General features: G+C 72.2%; 15 protein-coding genes. 9 read left to right on the forward strand and 6 right to left on the reverse strand.

Annotated elements, in window-relative coordinates:
• Positions 1–41 precede the first annotated feature (41 nt).
• The 6 genes from IG74_RS0112620 to IG74_RS0112645 form a co-directional block, all read right to left on the reverse strand.
• Positions 42–1,061, reverse strand: coding sequence for a glycine cleavage T C-terminal barrel domain-containing protein (locus IG74_RS0112620; protein ID WP_030674498.1), 1,020 nt, complete (start codon positions 1,059–1,061; stop codon positions 42–44).
• 133 nt (positions 1,062–1,194) lie between these two features.
• Positions 1,195–1,689 carry a 3-hydroxyacyl-ACP dehydratase FabZ gene (gene fabZ, locus IG74_RS0112625; RefSeq protein WP_030674501.1) on the reverse strand — a complete coding sequence of 165 codons (495 nt, stop codon included), beginning with the start codon at positions 1,687–1,689 and terminating at the stop codon, positions 1,195–1,197.
• On the reverse strand, positions 1,686–1,973 hold the full coding sequence (locus IG74_RS0112630; RefSeq protein ID WP_078868744.1) for an acyl carrier protein: 288 nt from the start codon (positions 1,971–1,973) through the stop codon (positions 1,686–1,688). Before IG74_RS0112630 ends, fabZ begins: the two co-directional genes overlap by 4 nt.
• 178 nt (positions 1,974–2,151) lie before the next feature.
• Positions 2,152–2,898 carry a 3-oxoacyl-ACP reductase FabG gene (fabG, locus tag IG74_RS0112635; protein WP_030674505.1) on the reverse strand — a complete coding sequence of 249 codons (747 nt, stop codon included), beginning with the start codon at positions 2,896–2,898 and terminating at the stop codon, positions 2,152–2,154.
• The gene (locus IG74_RS0112640) at positions 2,895–3,890 is read right to left on the reverse strand and encodes an ACP S-malonyltransferase (protein ID WP_199818823.1); all 996 of its coding nucleotides are present in this window, start codon (positions 3,888–3,890) and stop codon (positions 2,895–2,897) included. The genes fabG and IG74_RS0112640 overlap by 4 nt, the downstream gene beginning before the upstream one ends.
• An 8-nt stretch (positions 3,891–3,898) precedes the next feature.
• The gene (locus IG74_RS0112645) at positions 3,899–4,294 is read right to left on the reverse strand and encodes a 4'-phosphopantetheinyl transferase superfamily protein (protein WP_030674508.1); all 396 of its coding nucleotides are present in this window, start codon (positions 4,292–4,294) and stop codon (positions 3,899–3,901) included.
• A gap of 383 nt (positions 4,295–4,677) precedes the next feature.
• Here IG74_RS0112645 and IG74_RS47895 point away from each other — a divergent pair, with 383 nt between their 5' ends.
• The 9 genes from IG74_RS47895 to IG74_RS0112690 all read left to right on the forward strand — a co-directional run bounded on the left by IG74_RS47895 (position 4,678) and on the right by IG74_RS0112690 (position 18,792).
• Positions 4,678–5,217, forward strand: a complete 540-nt coding sequence (locus IG74_RS47895) for an acyl-CoA thioesterase (protein WP_078868747.1) — start codon at positions 4,678–4,680, stop codon at positions 5,215–5,217.
• Positions 5,214–6,614, forward strand: coding sequence for an FAD-binding oxidoreductase (locus IG74_RS0112655; RefSeq protein WP_030674513.1), 1,401 nt, complete (start codon positions 5,214–5,216; stop codon positions 6,612–6,614). The genes IG74_RS47895 and IG74_RS0112655 overlap by 4 nt, the downstream gene beginning before the upstream one ends.
• Positions 6,611–8,149 carry a flavin-containing monooxygenase gene (locus IG74_RS0112660; RefSeq protein ID WP_063761240.1) on the forward strand — a complete coding sequence of 513 codons (1,539 nt, stop codon included), beginning with the start codon at positions 6,611–6,613 and terminating at the stop codon, positions 8,147–8,149. Before IG74_RS0112655 ends, IG74_RS0112660 begins: the two co-directional genes overlap by 4 nt.
• Positions 8,150–8,177: 28 nt before the next feature.
• On the forward strand, positions 8,178–9,143 hold the full coding sequence (locus IG74_RS0112665) for an alpha/beta hydrolase (RefSeq protein ID WP_051854831.1): 966 nt from the start codon (positions 8,178–8,180) through the stop codon (positions 9,141–9,143).
• Positions 9,144–9,155: 12 nt separating this feature from the next.
• On the forward strand, positions 9,156–10,574 hold the full coding sequence (locus IG74_RS0112670; RefSeq protein ID WP_030674522.1) for an aldehyde dehydrogenase family protein: 1,419 nt from the start codon (positions 9,156–9,158) through the stop codon (positions 10,572–10,574).
• Positions 10,575–10,685: 111 nt separating this feature from the next.
• On the forward strand, positions 10,686–11,108 hold the full coding sequence (panD, locus tag IG74_RS0112675) for an aspartate 1-decarboxylase (protein ID WP_030674526.1): 423 nt from the start codon (positions 10,686–10,688) through the stop codon (positions 11,106–11,108).
• Positions 11,109–11,191: 83 nt separating this feature from the next.
• A complete protein-coding gene (gene asnB / locus IG74_RS0112680) occupies positions 11,192–13,036 on the forward strand; it encodes an asparagine synthase (glutamine-hydrolyzing) (RefSeq protein ID WP_030674528.1) in 1,845 nt (614 codons plus the stop codon).
• Positions 13,037–13,217: 181 nt separating this feature from the next.
• Positions 13,218–13,616 carry a CU044_2847 family protein gene (locus tag IG74_RS52060; RefSeq protein ID WP_030674531.1) on the forward strand — a complete coding sequence of 133 codons (399 nt, stop codon included), beginning with the start codon at positions 13,218–13,220 and terminating at the stop codon, positions 13,614–13,616.
• Complete coding sequence (locus tag IG74_RS0112690; protein ID WP_030674534.1) at positions 13,597–18,792, forward strand: S1 family peptidase; 5,196 nt, start codon at positions 13,597–13,599, stop codon at positions 18,790–18,792. The genes IG74_RS52060 and IG74_RS0112690 overlap by 20 nt, the downstream gene beginning before the upstream one ends.
• Positions 18,793–19,120: the final 328 nt, after the last annotated feature.

A 19,120-nucleotide genomic window follows, 5' to 3' on the forward strand; every position in this document is an offset into this window, starting at 1 on the left:
GCTGCTGCCACTGCCGTGGGACGGTCCGCGTGCTGACGGGCTCAGTCGAGAGGAACGCCGAGGCTGGTGGCCGTCAGGAAGGGCGCCGAGACGGTGCGCACCGCCGCTCCGGTCCCCTCCAGGCGGAAGTCCTGGCCCGAGGCGGCCACGCCCCGGTCGACGGCGGCGGTACCGATGAAGCGGCCGAGCCGGGGCGACCACACGCAGTGCGTCACGGTGCCCACGGCGGCGTCCTCGACCGCGACGGCGGTACCGCGGCGGGGCGCCGTCTCCAGGCCGGGTTCGGCGATCCAGCACACGGGCGAGCGGTGCGGCTCGCGGCGCCGCTCGTCCAGGGCCTGCCGCCCGGTGTGGTCCAGGTCGGGGTCGAGCATCCACTGCAGGCCGATGTCGTAAGGGGTCACCGGGCCGCCGGTGTGCTCGCTCTCGTGACTGGCGAAGCGGACTTCCATGCGGCAGATGTCGAGGGCTTCCCTGCCGCACTCGACGGCGCCCTGCGCGATGAGCTCGGCGCGCAGGGACGCCGCGTGGTCGGCGGGGACGAGGAACTTGTAACCGTACTCGCCGGTGACGCCGGTCCGTGAGAGCGTCACCGGCTTCCCGGCCCAGGTGACGCTGACGCAACTGCGGTAGGACAGCGAGGCGATGGGGAAGTCCAGGTACTGCTGCGCGATCTTGAACGAGGTGGGGCCTTCGACGCCGAGCACCGCGAACCGCGAGCTGACGTCCTCGACGGTGACACCGGAGCGGTCGGCGGCCGCGGCCAGGAGGTGGGCGGTGGCGGCGGGGGCCTGGTCCGGCCAGATCTCCAGGAGGTAGCCGGTGCCGTGGCAGTGGATGAGTGCCTCGGCGACGATGGTGCCGTCCTCGCGCAGGAGCAGCGACGAGGTGCTCTGCCCTTCGAGGAGGAAGTCGACGCTGCGCGTCCCGACGCGTCCCAGATAGGCCGTGGCCTCGGGCCCGGTGACGGTGAGCAGGCCCGCGCCGTCGTAGTCGACGAGGCCGGAGCTCTGCCGCAGCGCCGTGTACTCCTCGTCGGTGGTGGTGCGGTGAGTGGTCATGGTGTCTTCTCCAAAGGTGGCTCGGCGGACGCTGGTGGTGGGAAAGGCGGGGGCACGGCGCGGTAGGAGGGCGCCGCGGGGGGTGTCACGGGGCATGGCACGGGGCGTGCCGTGGGTCGTGGTACGGCTCGTGTCACGGGGCGAGTTCGGTGACGGCCAGACGCACGGTCATCACCAGCTCACGGCCCACCGCGGCCTGGCCCGTGACCGAGATCAGACCGCCGATGCGCGGGCCGCTGTGCGCGCGTACGGTGACCTGGTCCCCGGGGAGAACGGGCTTGAGGAACTTGGCCTGACGGATTTCGGCGAGGTAGCCGACCCGGTCGGCGACGTCCGCCACCAGGTCGCCCGTCGTCGAGCGGGCGGCGGCGCTGCCGTAGACGACGGCGGCCAGTTGGGCCACGCATTCGACCAGGAGCACTCCTGGATAGAGCATGCGGCCGGGGAAGTGACCGGCCAGGACGGCGTCGGAAGCGGTGACGTTCTTGATGGCCTCCGCGCTCGTGCCGGGCTCCAGCGCCGTGATGCGGTCAAGGAGGAAGAAGGGGTAGCGGTGCGGAAGCAGCCGGGCGATGTCGTCGGCGCCGAGTACCGCTCGTGCGGGCGGCGCGGCGGGCTGGGTGGTCATGCGCGGGCGCCTTCGATGTGGTCGACCAGCCGGTTCAGTGACAGCAGGCTGTGGGTGTTGTCGTCGGTGACGGTCACGCCGAAGGTGTCCTCCACCGCCATGGCCAGTTCGAGGGTGTCGATGGAGTCGAGCTCCAGGCCGCGGCCGAACAAGGGCTGGTCGTCGCCGATGGTGTGCGGGTCGACGTTCAGCGCGAGGCGTTCGACCAGCAGCGCCTTGACTTGCGCGCACAGCTCCTGCCGGGCAGCCGCTCGGCGGGTCGCCTCGTGAAGTGTCATCACCATGGTGTGCTTCCTTAAAGGGGTGGGTGGTCGCGAGGGGGGACTCGCGCGCGGGCGGCGGGTGAGGGCCGCGTGCTGGCAGATGGGGGCTGCCGTCGACGGCGAGGTGTGCTGGCGGATGGGGCCGCTGTCGACAGCGAGGCGTGCTGGAAGACGGGGCCGCCGTCGACAACGGGGCGTACTAGCAGACGAGGCCGCCGTCGACGACGAGGGAGGACCCGGTGACGTAGGCGGCCGCGTCGCTGAGGAGGAACCGCACGGCGGACGCGACCTCTTGGGGCCGTCCGATGCGACCCAGCGGGACGTGCCGCAGGTTCTCCGTGAGCCGGTCCGAGGGGATCTGCCGGGTCATCGACGTGTCGATGAAGCCGGGCACCACGCAGTTCACACGGACGCCGTAGGAGCCGAGCTCCTTGGCGAGCGCCTGCGTCAGGGCCACGGTTCCGGCCTTGGCCGCGGCGTAGTTGGCCTGGCCCACCGGAGGGCGTACGGCGCTCGTCGAGCTCACGGTGACGATCGCTCCCGCCCGGCGCCGCGCCATGAGGCGGGCGGCCGCACGCGTGCACAGGAACGCGCCGGTGAGGTTGGTGTCGATGACCTCGCGCCACTTGGCCTCGCCCATCATGAGGGCGTAGCCGTCCTGAGTGATGCCGGCGTTGCTGACGAAGGCGTCGAGACGGCCGTACTCGTTCCTGACGGAGCGGAACATGCGCTCGACGGCGGCCGCGTCGGCCACGTCGGCCTGGAGGAGCCGGGCCTCGGCCTGGATCTTCTGTACCTGGGCCAGTGCCTCCTGGGCCTGTTCGGGTCTGCCGCGGTGGTTCATCAGGACCGTGGCCCCGTCGCGGGCCAGCTCGAGCGCCACCGCCAGGCCGATGCCCCGGGTGGCGCCGGTGACCAGGGCGACACGCCCTTGAAGTTCGCTCACGTCACTTGTTCCTTGCTGGGGAGGGGCGCGGCTTCCGTGCCCGAGAGGGGCACGGCGCGCGGTCGGCTCACCGGGCCGGGCGGCGCGAGAGCGTGCCGCGACGCCTCCGCGGTCGTCAGATGGCGTGCCGAGCGCGCCATCTCGCGGGCCAGGCCGTGCAGGACGCGGCCGGGCCCCGCTTCGACGTAGGTGTCCACGCCGAGCCCGGCCAGGGTGTGCATGACGTCCCGCCAGCGCACGGGGGAGACGACCTGGGCCAGCAGGTCCTGGCGGTAGGCCTCGATGTCGGTGATCCGAAGGCCGGTGGTGCTGGAGACGAACGGCACCGCGGGCTGGGCGAGCGCGACCTCGGCGAGGTGCTCGGTGAGGAGCTGATGGGCGCTGTTCATCAGCGGCGAGTGGTACGCGCCGCCGACGGGCAGCTCGCGGGCCCGCAGGGCACCGGCGGCGCTCGCGGCGGCGACGACGTCCTTGACCGCGGTCCGGCTTCCGGCCACCACGATCTGGCGCGGTGAGTTCCAGTTGGCCACCACCGCTACCTCGCCGTCGGCCGACGCGTCGTCGCACAGCCCGCACACCGCCTGCGGTGCGAGGCCGACGATCGCGGCCATGGTGCCGGGGCGGGCGGCGGCCGCGTCCGCCATCGCCCTGCCGCGCCGGGCGACCAGGGACAGCGCGGTGTCCTCGTCGAGGGATCCGCACGCCACCAGCGCGGTGTACTCGCCCAGGCTGTGACCGGCGACCACATCGGGCCTCCAGCCCTGTCGGCGCAGCTGCTCCAGGGCGGCCAAGGACCACGTCAGGACGAGGACTTGAGCCACTTCGGGGGCAGCGAGCGCCGCGGCGTCGGCGTGCTTCATCAGCGCGCGTACCGGAAGTCCGGTGACGTCCTCGGCCCGGCTCGCCAGGGCGCCGGTCCAGGGCCCCCACCGCTGCATCTCGTAGCCCATGCCGGGGTACTGGCTTCCCTGCCCGGGAAAGACGAAAGCCACGGTCGGGCTCATGGGCGCGGCCCCGTGTCCCGGGCCGCCGACCAGGCCAGGGCCAGACCGGACTCCAGGGGCGAAGACGCCCCGACGACGTCGAGCCGCTCGGTGCGGGCCCAGTCTCTCAGAGGACCGCTGAGCCGCACGCTCCAGGGCTCCTCGTCGCCGCGTACGCAAGAGATCTGGACGTCGATATCTGCGAGGCGGGCCTTCGCGGGAAGGCCACCGGCCGCCTTGACGACGCTTTCCTTCACGCCGAAGAGGTGGCAGAGGATCGCCCCGAAGGGCCGTTCCGCGGTGGCGAGTTGCCGTGCGGCGAGCCGTTCCTGCGGTGTGAAGTACCGCCGTGCCAGCTCCTCCCCGCTGCGTGCCAGGGCGAGGTCCCAGCGGCGCAGGTCCACCAGGTCCACACCCGCTGAATGAAGGAGAGCCGGGATTCTCCCGGCCTTGTCAGGAATTCTCATGGCTGGGTCTCCGCCCGTTCGGAAGAGGCGAGTTCGGAGAAGGAGTCGACGTCCCGTGAGCGGAAATGGCTCTCGCTGCTGCGGGGGAGCTCCTCCAGGCGGCATAAACCTAAATTCGGCAGCGAGCGCTTGTCAACGAATGCGTAATGCGCCCATCAGATTCCAAGGCCGCGTGGGCCGCTGCCGAAAGATCCGTGCAAGCCGTGACATGAAGCGGACACATTCGGTGCCCGCGATGCCGTTCTGGGCTTGTCTTGGAGCGGACGCAGCAGCGCTGACCGCTGCGGGCCCGGAGCCCGCCGGCGGCTCAGGAGGAGAACGAGGAGACCATGCCACGTCTCGTGCAGTCGGCCACCAACCTCATGCGTGACGTCAGCGTAGAGGCCACGGCCCGGGTCCGCTGGGGGGAGTGCGACCTCCAGGGGCATGCCTACTATGCCAGTTACATTCCCTGGTTCGACCTCGGGCGGGAGAAGTTCGCCCTGGACGTCGGCGCCGACTACCGCAAGTACCAGATCGCGACCACCGATCTGTACGTCCGCTACCACCAGCCCGCCAAGTACCTCGACGAGCTCGTGATCAGGACGTGGGCGGCCGCACCCGGCACCCTCACCTATTACTACGAGATCTACCGGAAGCAGGGCGGCCGGCTCGTCGCCGAGGCGCGCACCATTCATGCGTTCGTCGACGCGGAGCGCGGTGTGCTGACGAAGATTCCCGACGACATGCATCACGCCTTTGTGGAATTCCTGGAGAACTACCGCGAGCGCAAGCGGAATTCGGCTCCCGATGAGGCGACGCATGCACGCTTCCGGCCCGAGCTGGACATTTCCGCAGGTTCACCCCGAGAGTCTGGAGAGACGTCATGAAGGACGGTGCGCTCGACCGCCTGCGCGGACAGCTGATGGGCGAGGTCGTGGGGCCGCAGGACGCCGGATACGACACCGTGCGCCGGGTCTACAACGCCATGATCGACAAGCGGCCCGCCGTCATCGCCCGGTGCCTGGGGACGGCGGACGTCGTCACGGCGGTGCGCTTCGCCCGCGAGGAGGGACTGCTGATCGCCGTGCGCGGCGGCGGGCACAGCGTCGCCGGACACGGGATGTGCGACGACGGACTCGTCATCGACCTGTCCCTCATGCGCGGCGTGCACGTCGACGCCCAGCGCCGCACCGTGCGGGTACAGGGCGGAGCGCTGCTGGGGGACGTGGACCGGGAGACGCAGCTGCACGGCCTGGCGATCCCGACGGGCCAGATGTCGGAGACCGGCATCGCCGGACTCACCCTGAACGGCGGGGTGGGCATGATGCTCCACAAGTACGGGCTGACCTGCGACAACCTCCTGTCCGCCGACGTGGTCACCGTGGACGGCGGCCTGGTGACCGCCAGTGCCGACAGCCACGGGGAGCTCTTCTGGGCGTTGCGCGGCGGCGGAGGCAACTTCGGCGTGGTCACCTCCTTCGAGTTCCAGGCACACCCCGTCGGGCCGATGATGCTGGCCGGATTCCTCGCCCACCCCGTCGACCGGGCCGAGGAAGTCCTCACGTTCCTGCGGGACTTCAGCGCCACCAGCCCCGCGCACCTGAGCGCCGACGCGCTGTTCATCCACGCCCCCGAGGCGGACTTCGTGCCCGAGGAGTTCCAGGGCATGCCGATGGTGGCCCTCTTCGTGCGCTACTTCGGCCCCATGGAGGACGCCTGGGATACCGTGCGGCCCCTGCGGGACTTCGGCAGCCCGCTGTACGACAGCCTCGGCCCGATGCCCTTGGTGGCCGTGCAGTCGATGCTGGACGCCTTCAACCCGGCGGGCAACCTGCACTACTGGACCAGCGAGTTCCTGCCCGGCCTCGGCGCGGAGCAGATCGCGGCCGTCGCGGCCATCGGCGGCGATCTGCCGTCGTCGCTCACCACCATCAACGTCCACCCCTTCGACACGGCGGCCACGGCCGTCGCCGCGGACGCCACCGCGTTCGCCCACCGCGAGGACAGCTGGCTGATCCATGTGATCTGCCAGTGGAAGGACCCCGCGGACTCCGACCGCTGCCGGGCCTGGGTGAAGAAGGCGAGCTCCCGGCTCAAGGCCTTCAGCCACGGCAACACCTACCTCAACACCACCTCCGAGGACGACGAGACGGACCGCGTACGCGCCTTCTGGGACGAGGCCCGCCTCGCCCGCCTGGCCCGGGTCAAGGCGACGTACGACGCGGACAACCTGCTGCGGTTCAACCACAACATCACCCCGGCACCGCCACGGACCCCGCGATGAACCGGCCCCGCCGCCCTCCACGGCACGGCCGCCCGGTCCACGTGGTGATCGTCGGGGCGGGCATCAGCGGCCTCGGCCTGGGCATGGCCCTCAAGCGGGCGGGCCACCACCACTTCACGATCCTGGAACGGGCCGACGACATCGGCGGGGTGTGGCGCGACAACACCTACCCCGGCGCCGCCTGCGACATCCCCGCCCCCCTGTACTCGTACTCGTTCGCACCGCACACCTGGTCCCAGCGCTACGCCGGACAGCAGGAGATCCTGGAGTACCTGCGCGGCTGCGCGGACGACCACGGCCTCCACGACCACCTGCGCCTGGGCACCGAGGTCCGCGAGGCCCGCTTCGACGAGCACACGCGACGCTGGCACCTGCGCACCCAGAACGGCGACACCTACGAGGCGGACGTCCTGGTGCCGGCCTGCGGCCAGCTGAGCCGCCCCTCCTCACCCCACCTGCCCGGCACCGAGCGCTTCACGGGACGGATCTTCCACTCGGCCCGCTGGGACCACGGCCTGGACCTGACCGGCCGCAGGGTCGCGGTGATCGGGACCGGCGCCAGCGCCCTGCAGATCGTGCCCCAGGTGGCGAAGCAGGCAGCACACCTCACGGTGTTCCAGCGCTCCGCCCCCTACGTGGTGCCCCGCTGGCAACGCACCTACCGGCCCACCAGCGGGCCCCTCGCCTGGATCGGAGCCAAGGCGGCACGACTGGGCTGGTGGCTGTTCAACGAGCTGACCGTGCCGGGCCTGACCCGGCGGTGGCGCACCCGCGGCTTCACCGCCTTCGGCTGCGCGGCACAACTGCGCCGACAGGTCCACGACCCCGCGCTCCGCGAGCGCCTCACCCCGCGTGACGAGGTGGGCTGCAAAAGGATCGGGATCTCCAGCGACTACTACCCCGCCTTCAACGAACCCCACGTCGAGCTGGTCACCGACCCCGTCGCGGAGCTCACCGACAAGGCCATCCGCACCGAGACCGGCAGCGAGCACCCGGTCGACGTCATCATCCAGGCCACCGGCTTCTCGGCCACGGAATTCCTCGCGTCGCTGCACGTCACCGGACGCGAAGGCCGCACCCTGGCCGACCACTGGCGCGGCGGCGCCAGGGCCTACCTGGGGATGACGGTGCCCGGCTTCCCCAACATGTTCGTCCTGTACGGACCGCACACCAACGTCGGCGCAGGCTCGGTCGTCTACATGGTCGAGAGCCAGATCCGCTACGTCCTCGACGCCCTGCGCGTCATCGGCCGCGGCACGCGTCCGCTGCTGGACGTGCGCGCGGACGCCGAGGACACCTTCACCAAGGAGATGCGGCACCGCCTGGGAACCACCGTCTGGTCGGCCTGCCGCAACTGGTACCGCGGAAAGAACGGGTTCGTCACCACCAACTGGCCCGGCCAGACGGCGGAGTACCGCCGCCGCACCCGCCGCGTGAACCTGGCGCACTACGAGCCCCGAGGCCCCGCGGACCACCCGCACACACCGCGGACGCCGACCCACCCGCACGCGCCCCGGACACCGACCCGCTCGTGAAACCCCTGATGCCACCGAAGGAGTCCCGATGCCCTTGCACCCGCAGGCCGAGGCGTTCCTGGACCAGCTGGCCCAGCTGCGCATGCCGCCCTTCGAATCGGTCGACGTGCCCACGGCCCGGGAGCTGATGGGCGGCCTGCGACTGGCCCAAGGGGCGCCCGAACCGGTCATGTCGATCACCGGCACCACGGTGCCGGGCCCGGCCGGAATGCTGCCGGTCCGCGTCTACCAGCCCATCCGGCGCCCCGGTCCGCGTCCCCTGCTGGTGTTCTTCCACGGCGGCGGCTGGATCGCCGGAGACGTGGAACTGGTGGACAGGCCACTGCGGAAGCTGGCCAACGCCAGCGGCGCCGTCGTGGCCAGCGTGGAGTACCGACGCGCCCCGGAGACACAGTTCCCCGGCCCCGCCGAGGACGCCTACGCCGCGGTCGCCGCCCTGGCCGAGCGGGCGGAGGAACTCGGCGCCGACCCCGCGCGCCTGGTGGTCGCGGGGGAGAGCGCGGGAGGGAACCTGGCGGCCGCCACGTGCCTGATGGCCCGGGACCGCGGCGGCCCCTCGATCGCCGCGCAGCTGCTGATCTGCCCGAGCCTGGCTCCCGCCACGGACTCGCCCTTCGCCTCCTACCGCCAGTACGCGAGCGGATACCTCAACACCCGTGCCGCCATGACCCACTTCTGGGACCTCTACCTACCCTCCCCGCAGGACGCGGCGCACCCCTACGCCTGCCCGCTGCTCGCCCCGGAGCACACCGGCCTTCCTCCCGCGCTGATCCTGAGCGCGGAGTACGACCCCTTGCGGGACGAGGCGGCGGCCTACGGCCAGCACCTGCGCACCAGCGGCGTGCCCAGCACCGTCCGACGCTACGACGGCTCGCTGCACGTCTTCTTCCTGCTGTGCGAGTCGTCCGCCGCGACACAGGCACGAACCGACATCACCACCTGGCTGCAAGCTCGCTTCCCCACCACGGACGCACAGCGGGGCCGCGCCGACTGAGGAGGAGCGCACATGCCAGCTCACGACCGTCTGTACATCAACGGCGCCTGGGTGCCGTCGCACGACCCCGCCCTGCTCACCGTCGTCGACCCCACGACCGAGGAACCACTCGCCTCCGTACCCGACGCCACCGCGGCGGACGTCGACGACGCCGTGGGCGCGGCGCGCGCCGCCGCCGAGCGCTGGGCGGCCACACCCGTGGAGGAACGGGCCGACCGGCTGCGCGCCGTCGCCGCGGAGCTCGGCCGCCGCGCGGAGCCCCTGGCCCGGCTGATCACCCGGGACGTGGGAAGCCCGCTGTCCTTCGCCAGGGCCGTGCAGGTCACCCTGCCCGTCAACAGCTTCCTCCAGGCCGCCCGCACGGCTCTGGAGTACCCCTTCGAGCGTGCGCAGGGCCCGTCGCGGATCCTGCGCGAGCCGTACGGAGTGGTCGCGGCCATCACCCCGTGGAACTACCCCGTCCACCAGGCCGCGGCGAAGGTCGCCCACGCCCTGGCCGCGGGAAACACCGTCGTCCTCAAGCCCAGCGAGGTCGCGCCCCTGAGCATCTGGGAGCTGACCGACGTCATCGACTCCGTCGGGCTGCCTCCCGGCGTGTTCAACCTCGTCTGCGGCAGCGGACCGCGCACGGGTGAGGCGCTGGCGGCGCACCCGGGAGTCGACGCGGTCTCCTTCACCGGCTCCACGCACACCGGCCGCCGGGTCAGCGCCCTGGCTTCGCGGACCGTCAAGAAGGTGACGCTCGAACTGGGCGGCAAGAGCCCCGCGGTCATGCTGGCCGACGCCGACCCCGCCCGTGTCGTCCCCGCCGTCATGGCATCGGCGTTCATGAACAACGGCCAGACGTGCTCCGCCCTCACCCGCCTGATCGTGCCGCGTCCCGTACTCGCCGAGGTGGAGGAACTGGCCCGCCACACGGCTACGGGCTGGGCACCCGGGGACCCCGGTGAGGAGCGGACACGGCTGGGCCCGCTGGCATCGGCCACCCAACTCCAGCGCGTACGGCACCACATCACCCGTGCCCTGGCCGACGGAGCCGAACTCGTCACCGGCGGCGACGAACCACCCGCCGCAATGCCCCGGGGGTTCTTCGTACGGCCCACCGTGCTCTCTCGGGTCTCCCCACAGATGGCCGTGCACCACGACGAGGTGTTCGGCCCGGTCCTGGCCATCGAGGCGTACGACAGCGAGGACGAGGCCCTGAACATCGCCAACGACACGGTGTACGGCCTGGCCGCGGCCGTGTGGTCCGCCGACGAACACCGCGCCCTCACCCTGGCGCGCAAACTGCGGGCCGGACAGGTGCAGGTCAACGGAGCGGCCTTCGACCCCAACGCGCCCTTCGGCGGCTACAAGCAGTCAGGAAACGGCCGCGAGGGCGGGGCCGCGGGCCTGGAGGAGTTCCTGGAGACCAAGGCCGTACAGGCCTGATCCACCGTCAGTTCCCGGACGGGGTCCGCGTGCTGACTGGCCCGGACCCCATCCCCGTACTACGTCCCCGTGCGAACCGGCCGGGAACACCCCTGCGAGAAAGGCAGAGCCATGTACTACCGCACCCTGTTCAAGTCCAAGGTCCATCGCGCGACCGTCACCCAGGCCGACCTGCACTACGTCGGATCACTCACCCTCGACCGGGACCTGATGGACGCGGCCGACCTCCTGCCCGGGGAGAAGGTCGACATCGTCGACATCAACAACGGCAGCCGCCTGTCCACCTACCTCATCGAAGGACGGCGCGGCTCCGGGGTCGTCGGCATCAACGGCGCGGCCGCACGGCTGATCAGCCCAGGCGACCTGGTCATCATCATCGCCTACGCGCACGTCCAGGACGCGGACGCGGCCCGCTTCGTGCCCAAGGTCGTCCACGTCGACCACGACAACAGGATCTCGGCTCTGGGATCCGACCCGGCCGAGCCGGCCCCCGGCAGCGACACCACCCGCGGCGACCGCATCCTCGTTGACTGACGCCCCGCACCCACCACCCGGCACCGAGTTCCGGGCCGGGCCGGTCCGGACCCACCGGTGAATGACGAAAGGGGCGAGCCCTCATGTGCGGCATCGCAGGATGGGTCGCGTTCGACGCCGACCTCAGCCACCAGGAAGAGACCATCGGCGCGATGACCCGGTCGCTGCGGACCAGGGGACCGGACGCCTCAGGGACCTGGACCGGCAGGTACGCCGCCCTCGGACACAGGCGACTGGCGGTCATCGATGTCGAGGGCGGCACGCAGCCGATGACCGTGGACACGCCGGACGGCCCCGTGGCCATGACCTACAGCGGAGAGGTCTACGACTTCGTCGCCCTGCGGCAGCACCTGCGCGGCCGCGGTCACCCCTTCCGCACCGCCAGCGACACCGAGGTGGTCCTGCGGGCCTACCTGGAATGGGGGGAGCGCCTCGTCGAGCACCTGACGGGCATGTACGCCTTCGCGATCTGGGACGGCCGCACCGACCGCCTCCTCCTGGTCCGCGACCGCCTGGGCATCAAGCCCCTCTACTACTACCGCACGGCCGACGGGATCCTGTTCGGCTCCGAACCCAAAGCCGTCCTCGCGCACCCCGCGGTCGAGGCCGCGGTCGACCACGACGGGCTGCGCGAGATCTTCCTCGGCGTGAAGACGCCGGGCGCGGCCGTCTGGCGCGGCATGCGGGAGCTGCGCCCCGCCCACCTCGCCACGGTCGACCGCCACGGCGTACGCGAGCGAACGTACTGGAGCCTGACCGCCAGGCCCCACACCGAGGACGCGGACGCGACCGCCGCGCACGTCGAGGAACTCCTCAGCGGCGCGGTGCGCGAGCAGCTCGTCGCGGACGTGCCCCGCTGCCTGCTGCTGTCGGGAGGGCTCGACTCCAGCGCGATCGCCGGCTTCGCGGCCGAGGCCCTGAGCGGGCACGGCGAGCGCCTGCGCACCTTCTCCGTCGACTTCCAAGGACACGCCGACCACTTCACACCCGACCACCACAACGTCAGCCCCGACGCGCCCTACGTACAGGAAATCGTCAAGCACCTCGACACCGAACACGCCGACATCGTCCTGGACGCCGGAGACCTCGCGAGCCCCGACGTCCGCCGGGCCGCCGTCCGCGCCCGTGACCTGCCCGTCGGCCGCGGCGACATGGACCACTCCTTGCTCCAGCTCTTCACCGCGATACGCGAGCACTCCACGGTCGCGCTGTCGGGGGAGGGCGCCGACGAGATGTTCGGCGGCTACTGGTGGTTCCACGACGCCGCCCTGCGAGCGGGCGCGGGCTTCCCCTGGCTGACCGCCGCACTCGGCCGGACGCGCCAGGAACGCGCCTTCCTGCCACCGGACTTGGCCACGGCCCTCGACCTGTCCGGATACGCGGAGCACCGCTACCGCGAAGCCGTCGGCGAGACCCCGGCGCTCGACGGCGAAAGCCCCGCCCAACGCCGTTCCCGAGAACTGCTCCACCTGCACATCACCCGCAGCCTCGGCGGCATGTTGGAGCGCAAGGACCGGCTCAGCATGGCCGTCGGCCTGGAGGTGCGGGTGCCGTTCTGCGACCACCGCATCGCCGAGTACGCCTTCAACATCCCCTGGTCCCTGCACGCGGCACAGAACCGGGAGAAGAGCGTGCTGCGCGCCGCGGCACGCCCCGTCGTACCCGAGAGCGTGCTGATGCGACGCAAGAGCCCTTACCCGATGACCCGGGACCGACGCTATGTGTCCGCGCTCCAGGATCAGGTGCGCGAGACCCTCGGGGAGCCCGGCCACCCGGTCTTCGCCCTGTTCGCCAGAGCGGCGGCGACTCGCGCCGCACACGCCGGACCCACCGACCACCCCCGGCCCCAGGCGCTCCGCGCCGCACTGGAGAAGTTCCTCGACCTGCGCACCTGGATCGACCTCTACAGCCCTCAACTACGGCTCTGACAGACCGAGTGGCGACTGTGGCAGCGTCAACCGTCCACGATCGCGGACCTCCAGCTCAGCGATGGAGATCGGCGCGAAGGTCGCGCGGTTGTTCCCTTTGCCGGTATCGCCCCGAAGCCTGTCGAGGCCACCCCGCGCCTCCCTATAGTGGCGGCCCGGTCGCATCCGGCATGGGGGACGCATGAACGAGGACGAGCTGAGCCGTGACGTCGTACGGGCCGTGCTGCCCGACGGCACCGAGCTGCTGATCACCGCGAGCCGGGGCCGGGGGCCCGTCGAGCGGGCGGGGCGGGTGTTCGGCCTCGGCGGAGTGCAGCGAAGCATCCACGGCGTGATGGACCTGGTGCGCGGATCCGTACGACAGGCGCAGCCGGACGAACTGACCGTGTCCTTCGGGCTCGACGTGGCGGTCGACGGCTCCGGCCTGATCGGACTGGTGACCGGGGCCGGAGGGAAGGCCACGTTCACGGTGACGGCGCTGTGGCGGGCGAAGGCGGGCGCGGCGGAGCCCGGAAATGCCGGGGGCGACGGAGCGCCGACGACCGAGGAAGGGTCCGCCGGTGACACCCCGGCCGGATGAGGATCCCCTCCTGGACCTGCTCGCCCGCTGCACGGTGTCCATCCGGGAGCGCGGTGGCCGCAGCGCCGGCGAGGGCACCGGCTTCCTCGTCGGGCCCGGCCTGGTGCTGACCTGCGCGCACGTCGTGGCATCCGATGACCATCCACAGGTGTTCCTGGAAGGGCGCGCGCTGACGGCCACCGTGCGGGCCCGCTATCCCCAGGAGCGCGGCCCCTCCCGGCACCCGCCGCCCGACCTGGCCCTCCTGGACGTGGACGTGGCCGACCACCCCTGGGTGGAACTGGACCAGCGGCAGGCCCGCGCCGGGCGCGACCGCGACGAACTCCTGGCCCTGGGCTGGACCCGCGCCCTGGACGACGGGACTCCCGGAGCGCGACCCGCCCTGCACTCCATGGGGTACGTCTGCGAAGGCACGGTCGACGTCGACGGACACCAACTGCTCGAACTCGACGGGCGGCCGATCATCGACCGCATGAGTGGCGGACCGGTGCTCAACCTGCGCACCGGCCGCGTGGCCGCCGTGATGAGGATGGCGCACCACGACCACTTCCTGAGCACCGGCGGCTGGGCCGTGCCCCTCACAGGACTGGACGCCGACCACCCCTCCGGCCTGCACCCGGCGACCCTGGCCGTGCGGCTTCCCACGCACCCCGCCTGGCGGGCGGCCCGCCGCAGGTCGCTGGTGCCCCGCCTTGCCGAACTGCTGCGGCCCGCCCACCGACCCGACGAGGCACTGCGGGTGCGCGGCGAGGCCACCGCCGACTCCTACAGCCGGGCCCAGCTGCTCCGACCGAGCCTGTGCCTGGTGCCCTTCGGCGGCCGCGACGCCGACCACGACCGCCTGGCGGCCTGGTGCGCGCAGCCGGAGCCGTTCTCCCTGGCCCTCGTCACCGGCCCGGGCGGCGTGGGCAAGACGCGCCTGGCGGTGGAACTGGCCCGCACGATGGACGGCCGCGGCTGGATCACCGGGATGGTCCCGAGACCCGCCCAACTGGCCGCGCCGACGGCCTGGATCGGCCCGCTGGCCGACGCGCTGGAGACACTGGACGAGCCCGCCCTGCTCGTCGTCGACTACGGCGAGGACCACCCGGCGCTGGTGGCGCTCGTCACCGCCCTGAACGCGGCCGCCCGGCACACCCGCCGAGCCGTCCGCCTGCTCGTCCTCGCCCGGCAGGAACGCCACCTGCTCAGGGAGATGAGCGAGCAACTGGACTCCGCGCTGCGCCCGCTCACCGACCTCGACGCCGACGGGCGGCACATCCGGCTGGGCGCGCTGCCGCCCCTCGTCGACCCGCAGCAGGAGTACGAGCGCGCGGTGCACGTCTTCGCGGACGTGCTCGGCATCCCCGCGCAGCCGGGCCGCCCCGCCCCGCCGACCGACGGGACCCCCCTGCTCCAGGTGCACGCCGCCGCCCTCGTCCGGGTCCTCGGCACGGACGAGCCGCCCGCGGACGGCACACGCGGCAGCACCTTCCGGAACCTGCTGGCACACGAGGCGGCCTATTGGGCGTTCACCGAGCGCACCTTGCCCGACGCGGCGGGCACCCCGCTCCCGGCGGGCCTGCGGCGGACCGCCGTCGCGCTGGCCGCGGTGACCGGAGCCCGCGACCGCGAGCAGGGCACCGCGCTGCTGCGGGCGGCACTGGACCTCGGACCCCGGCGCGCGGAGCGAACGGCCCGATGGCTGCACCAGCTGTACGAGACCGGATCGCGCGACGGCGACGACCACTGGCCCGCGATCCAGCCCGACCCGGTCGCCGAACTCCTGGTGGCCGACCTGTGCCGTGACGATCCCGAGCCGCTGGCGGCGGCACTCGCGGTCCTGCCCAAGAAACGTCTGGGGCGCGCGCTCGGTGTGCTCGGCCGAAGCGCCGAACACGCCCCGGAGGCCCGCGACCTCTTGGTGGAACTCATCTGCCGGGACCTCCGCCGACGGCTGCCGCTGGCGGTCCACGAGGCGGCCCGCTCGGGCGCGGTCATGGGACGGGCCGTGCGCGACGCACTCGAACGCGCCGACGCGCGCGGCCAGTTGGACGTTCGTTTCTTCCGCCGTCTGGCGCGGGCGCTGCTGCACTACGACGAGCCGAGCAACCTGATCGACGCGGCCCTGTGGATGCACGCCGGGTCCATCCGGCTGTGGCGCGACGACCAGCTGACCCTGACGCCGGAACAGGTGTCGGACCATCTCCTGCACCTGGTGCGCCTGGCCTGTCTCACTGGCGAGGACGAAGTCGCCGATGCCGCGCAGGAACAGTCGCTGGCCCTGCACCTGGCGTGGTACGCCGACGAGCCGGAGGCGGCGGCCCCGCACCTGGTGGGCTGCCAGCTGTCCCAGGTCCGCCTGCACATGCTCAGGAACCGTTCCGCCGACGCCCTCACGGCGGCCCGGGCAGCCCTGGACGTGTGGCACCGGCACCCCGGCACCGCCGTACACCCCTCGGCGGTGGAGCGCCTGCACGAGTTCGCGGCCGTCCTGCCCCACCTGGGCCTTGCCGACCAGGCCGAGGAGTTCACCGAACAGGCCGCCACGGACCTGGCCGCCCTCGCGGCCACCGACCAGGTCGCCCGGGTGAACCTCGCCGTGCTCCGCGCGACCCAGGTGGAGCGATGGGCGCTTCAAGGCCGCCCCGGGGCGGCCCTCGACGTGCTCGAGGAGAGTCTGCGCGTTCTGCGGGACACCGACGTCCTCAACGACCAGGAGAAACTCCTGCCCCTCGCCTTGGTGCTCGTGTCCCGGGCGGGCGCCCGTCTGCTGGCAGGGCCTCCGCCACTCGCACGAGAGTGCGCGCTGGAGGCCCTGGGGACGGCCCGGCGGCTGCCGCGCACTCTTGCCGTACGCCCGCTGATTCTGTCCAGCGCCCTCAACCAGGCCGCCCTGTGCGAGCAGATGGCCGAGGGCAGCCGCGAGCTGGCGCTGCGCCTTTCGGAGTCGGCCGTCGCCGTGGCCTCACCGACACCGGAGAACGGGGCCGCGCGCCCGCTCGCGACGGCCGCCCTGGTGCAGGCGCTGCACAGCCGGGCCGACATCCTCAAGGACTACCAGGACCTGGACGGCGCGCTGGAGTGCGCGCTCGCGGCGGTCGAGGCGGCCGAGTCCCTCGACGGCGGCTCCGCGTCCGGCCTCGGCCTGAAGCTGGTCGGACACTACGAACTCGCCCGGATCCAGCTCGCCCGCGGCGCCCTGCGCGAGGCCGGCACCGCCGCCCTCGCGGCCCGGCGGCTGATCGACGAAGGCGGAGCGGCAGTCGCCTTGTTCGCCCCGGAGACCGACCTGTTGCTCGCGCAGGCCTACGACGGGATCGGCGAACCGGCGCGGGCGCTGCCCTACGCCGCCCGCGCGATCCAGGAACTGCGGGACCTGACCGCCGGGGAGACCCTGCACGGCGCGCGCCGCGAGCTGAGCAGGATGCTGTCCGTGGCCGCCACCATCGCCTTCCGCTGCTCCGACCACGCGTCGACGCTGCGGTACACCGAGGAGGGCCTGCCCGTACTGCGCGCGGAGCGGGCCGCGGTGCCCGAGGACCTGGAGGCGCGGGCCTGGCTGGGACGGCTCCTTGCGCAACGGGCGTTCGCGCTGTGCGGCACCGACGACGAGGCAGCGCTCGCCTGCGCGGCGGACGCCGATACGGAGCTGGCGGGCCTCGACCGCACACAGGCGTTCGCGGCGTACTGGACGTCCGTCCACCTGGTCGTGCCCTACAGCGTACGCGTCGCCAGGGACGAGCGGACAGCAGACGAGGCCCTTGCGGCCTGCCGGGCGCACTGGGAACAGACCACCGCCCTGACCGGCGAGGCCGAACTGGGTTATCTGCTGAGCAACTTGGGCCTTCAGTACGCACACGCGGGCCGACCCCTGGAGGGCCTGCGGCTGGGGCAGGCGGCGGTGGCATCGTACGACCGCCATCCCGTACCCGACCTACCGACGCGGGGCGTGACCAAGACACTGGTGGAACTGGCGAGCTGCGCGCTCTTGCAGCAGCGGCCGGAAGCGGCCGAGGAGGCCCTGGCGCGGGCCCTGCCCACAGCCCGCGCCGCCTACGCCACCGACCACCAGTGGTGGTACCACCTGTCCCTTGCCCTCGCCCACTCCGCTCAACTCCACGAACATCACGGCGACGTGACGGGTGCGGAGGGGCTGTACCGCGAGTACGACGACGTGGTGGCTCATCTCGCGGACGCGGAGTGGTCGGCCCAGCACGCCCTCGCGGTGCAGGGGCTGCGCCGCCACACCCTCGTGCTGGAGAGACTCGGCCGCAGGGCCGCCGCACTCGCGATCCTCGACAGGCTGATCGCCTGGGACCGTCGTTCGCTCGCGGCGGCCCCCGACCGGCGGCCCGCCCACTTCGTCGATCTCCACCGCAAGGTGTTCCTGCTGCTGGGAGACGGACGATGGCAGGAGGCCATGGCCGCGGCAGACGACCTGGCCGACGCGGCCCGCTACGCCGAGGAGTGGGACGGACTCCTGCCCGACACGGTCGCCTACCTGCGCTTCCTGACCGACAGGGCCCGAGGCTCCGCCCGGTTGTACGTTCCCGGGCTGGCGACCGAGGCCAAAACGGCCTTCGCCCAGGCTCTGAAGGCCCTGAAGGGGGTCTCCGCACAGACGGCCGCCACGTTCCTCCCGGAGGCGACGGCCACCCGCATGAGCCTGTCCAGCTGCCTAGGCTTCGCTGGTGACTGGGAGGCCGCCCTGCGCCACTCCGCCAAGGCCTTGCGCGAGTGGAACGACCGAACCCCGGGCAGCCACGCCGCCGCCCTGTCCCAGGGCATCGAACTACGCGTCCAGCGAGGCTGGGCGCGCTGGCACCTGAGCGATCTGAACGGCGCCGTACGGGACATCGAACGGGCGACAGCCGAACTACGCGCCCTGGACCCGCCGGACAGGCCCCGCCTGGCCCGCGCCCGGGCGGTCCGAGCACTGATCCACCTGGAGCGGCGGGAGACCCCGGCGGCACGCGAGGCCGCCGAGGAAGCCGTACACCTGTGGGAGACGGCCCGGGCCGAGGACCCGACCCTGGAGTCGATGCCGTACATCGGCTGCCTACTGATCCGCGCCGCCACGACCCCGGAACACGCGGCAACCGACCGCGCCCGCGCGGCCGAGCTGACCGCGGCGCACCACCTTGAGGAACATCCGGAGGCGGCGGAGGTGCGCTGGGCGCTGCGGGGCCGTTGACGGCCTTGAACTGCTGACCCCGTCGCTCTTGGCAGGCACCTGGCTTTCCCTCTTCCGCGCTGCGGGCTGGTGGTGGGGGTGACCGTCGGCTGCGGGCTGCGGGCTGCGGGCGCTGTGGTTGTTGTGTGGGTTGCGGGTTCCTGGCAGTGGGTGGGCGGTCGCCGTGGTTGTCGTGTGTCTGCCTGGCTGTGTGTGGGTCTCTGGCTGTGGGTGTGTTGGTGGGTCTGTGGGTTAGGGGTGGGGTGTGGTGGTGATGGTGCTGGTGAAGGCGGTTTGGTTGTTCTGGGTTGCGGTGATGTGGGTGGTGGTGGCGCTGGTGGTGTGGGTG

Source organism: Streptomyces sp. NRRL B-1347 (genome assembly GCF_000720325.1).
Taxonomy (GTDB): Bacteria; Actinomycetota; Actinomycetes; order Streptomycetales; family Streptomycetaceae; genus Streptomyces.

What these genes read in the sequence shown, in the direction of transcription:
- IG74_RS0112620 (WP_030674498.1), bottom strand. Translation starts at nt 1,061, where the DNA reads ATGACCACTCACCGCACCACCACCGACGAGGAGTACACGGCGCTGCGG.
- fabZ (WP_030674501.1), bottom strand. Translation starts at nt 1,689, where the DNA reads ATGACCACCCAGCCCGCCGCGCCGCCCGCACGAGCGGTACTCGGCGCC.
- IG74_RS0112630 (WP_078868744.1), bottom strand. Translation starts at nt 1,973, where the DNA reads ATGGTGATGACACTTCACGAGGCGACCCGCCGAGCGGCTGCCCGGCAG.
- IG74_RS47895 (WP_078868747.1), top strand. Translation starts at nt 4,678, where the DNA reads ATGCCACGTCTCGTGCAGTCGGCCACCAACCTCATGCGTGACGTCAGC.
- IG74_RS0112655 (WP_030674513.1), top strand. Translation starts at nt 5,214, where the DNA reads ATGAAGGACGGTGCGCTCGACCGCCTGCGCGGACAGCTGATGGGCGAG.
- IG74_RS0112660 (WP_063761240.1), top strand. Translation starts at nt 6,611, where the DNA reads ATGAACCGGCCCCGCCGCCCTCCACGGCACGGCCGCCCGGTCCACGTG.
- IG74_RS0112665 (WP_051854831.1), top strand. Translation starts at nt 8,178, where the DNA reads ATGCCCTTGCACCCGCAGGCCGAGGCGTTCCTGGACCAGCTGGCCCAG.
- IG74_RS0112670 (WP_030674522.1), top strand. Translation starts at nt 9,156, where the DNA reads ATGCCAGCTCACGACCGTCTGTACATCAACGGCGCCTGGGTGCCGTCG.
- panD (WP_030674526.1), top strand. Translation starts at nt 10,686, where the DNA reads ATGTACTACCGCACCCTGTTCAAGTCCAAGGTCCATCGCGCGACCGTC.
- asnB (WP_030674528.1), top strand. Translation starts at nt 11,192, where the DNA reads ATGTGCGGCATCGCAGGATGGGTCGCGTTCGACGCCGACCTCAGCCAC.
- IG74_RS52060 (WP_030674531.1), top strand. Translation starts at nt 13,218, where the DNA reads ATGAACGAGGACGAGCTGAGCCGTGACGTCGTACGGGCCGTGCTGCCC.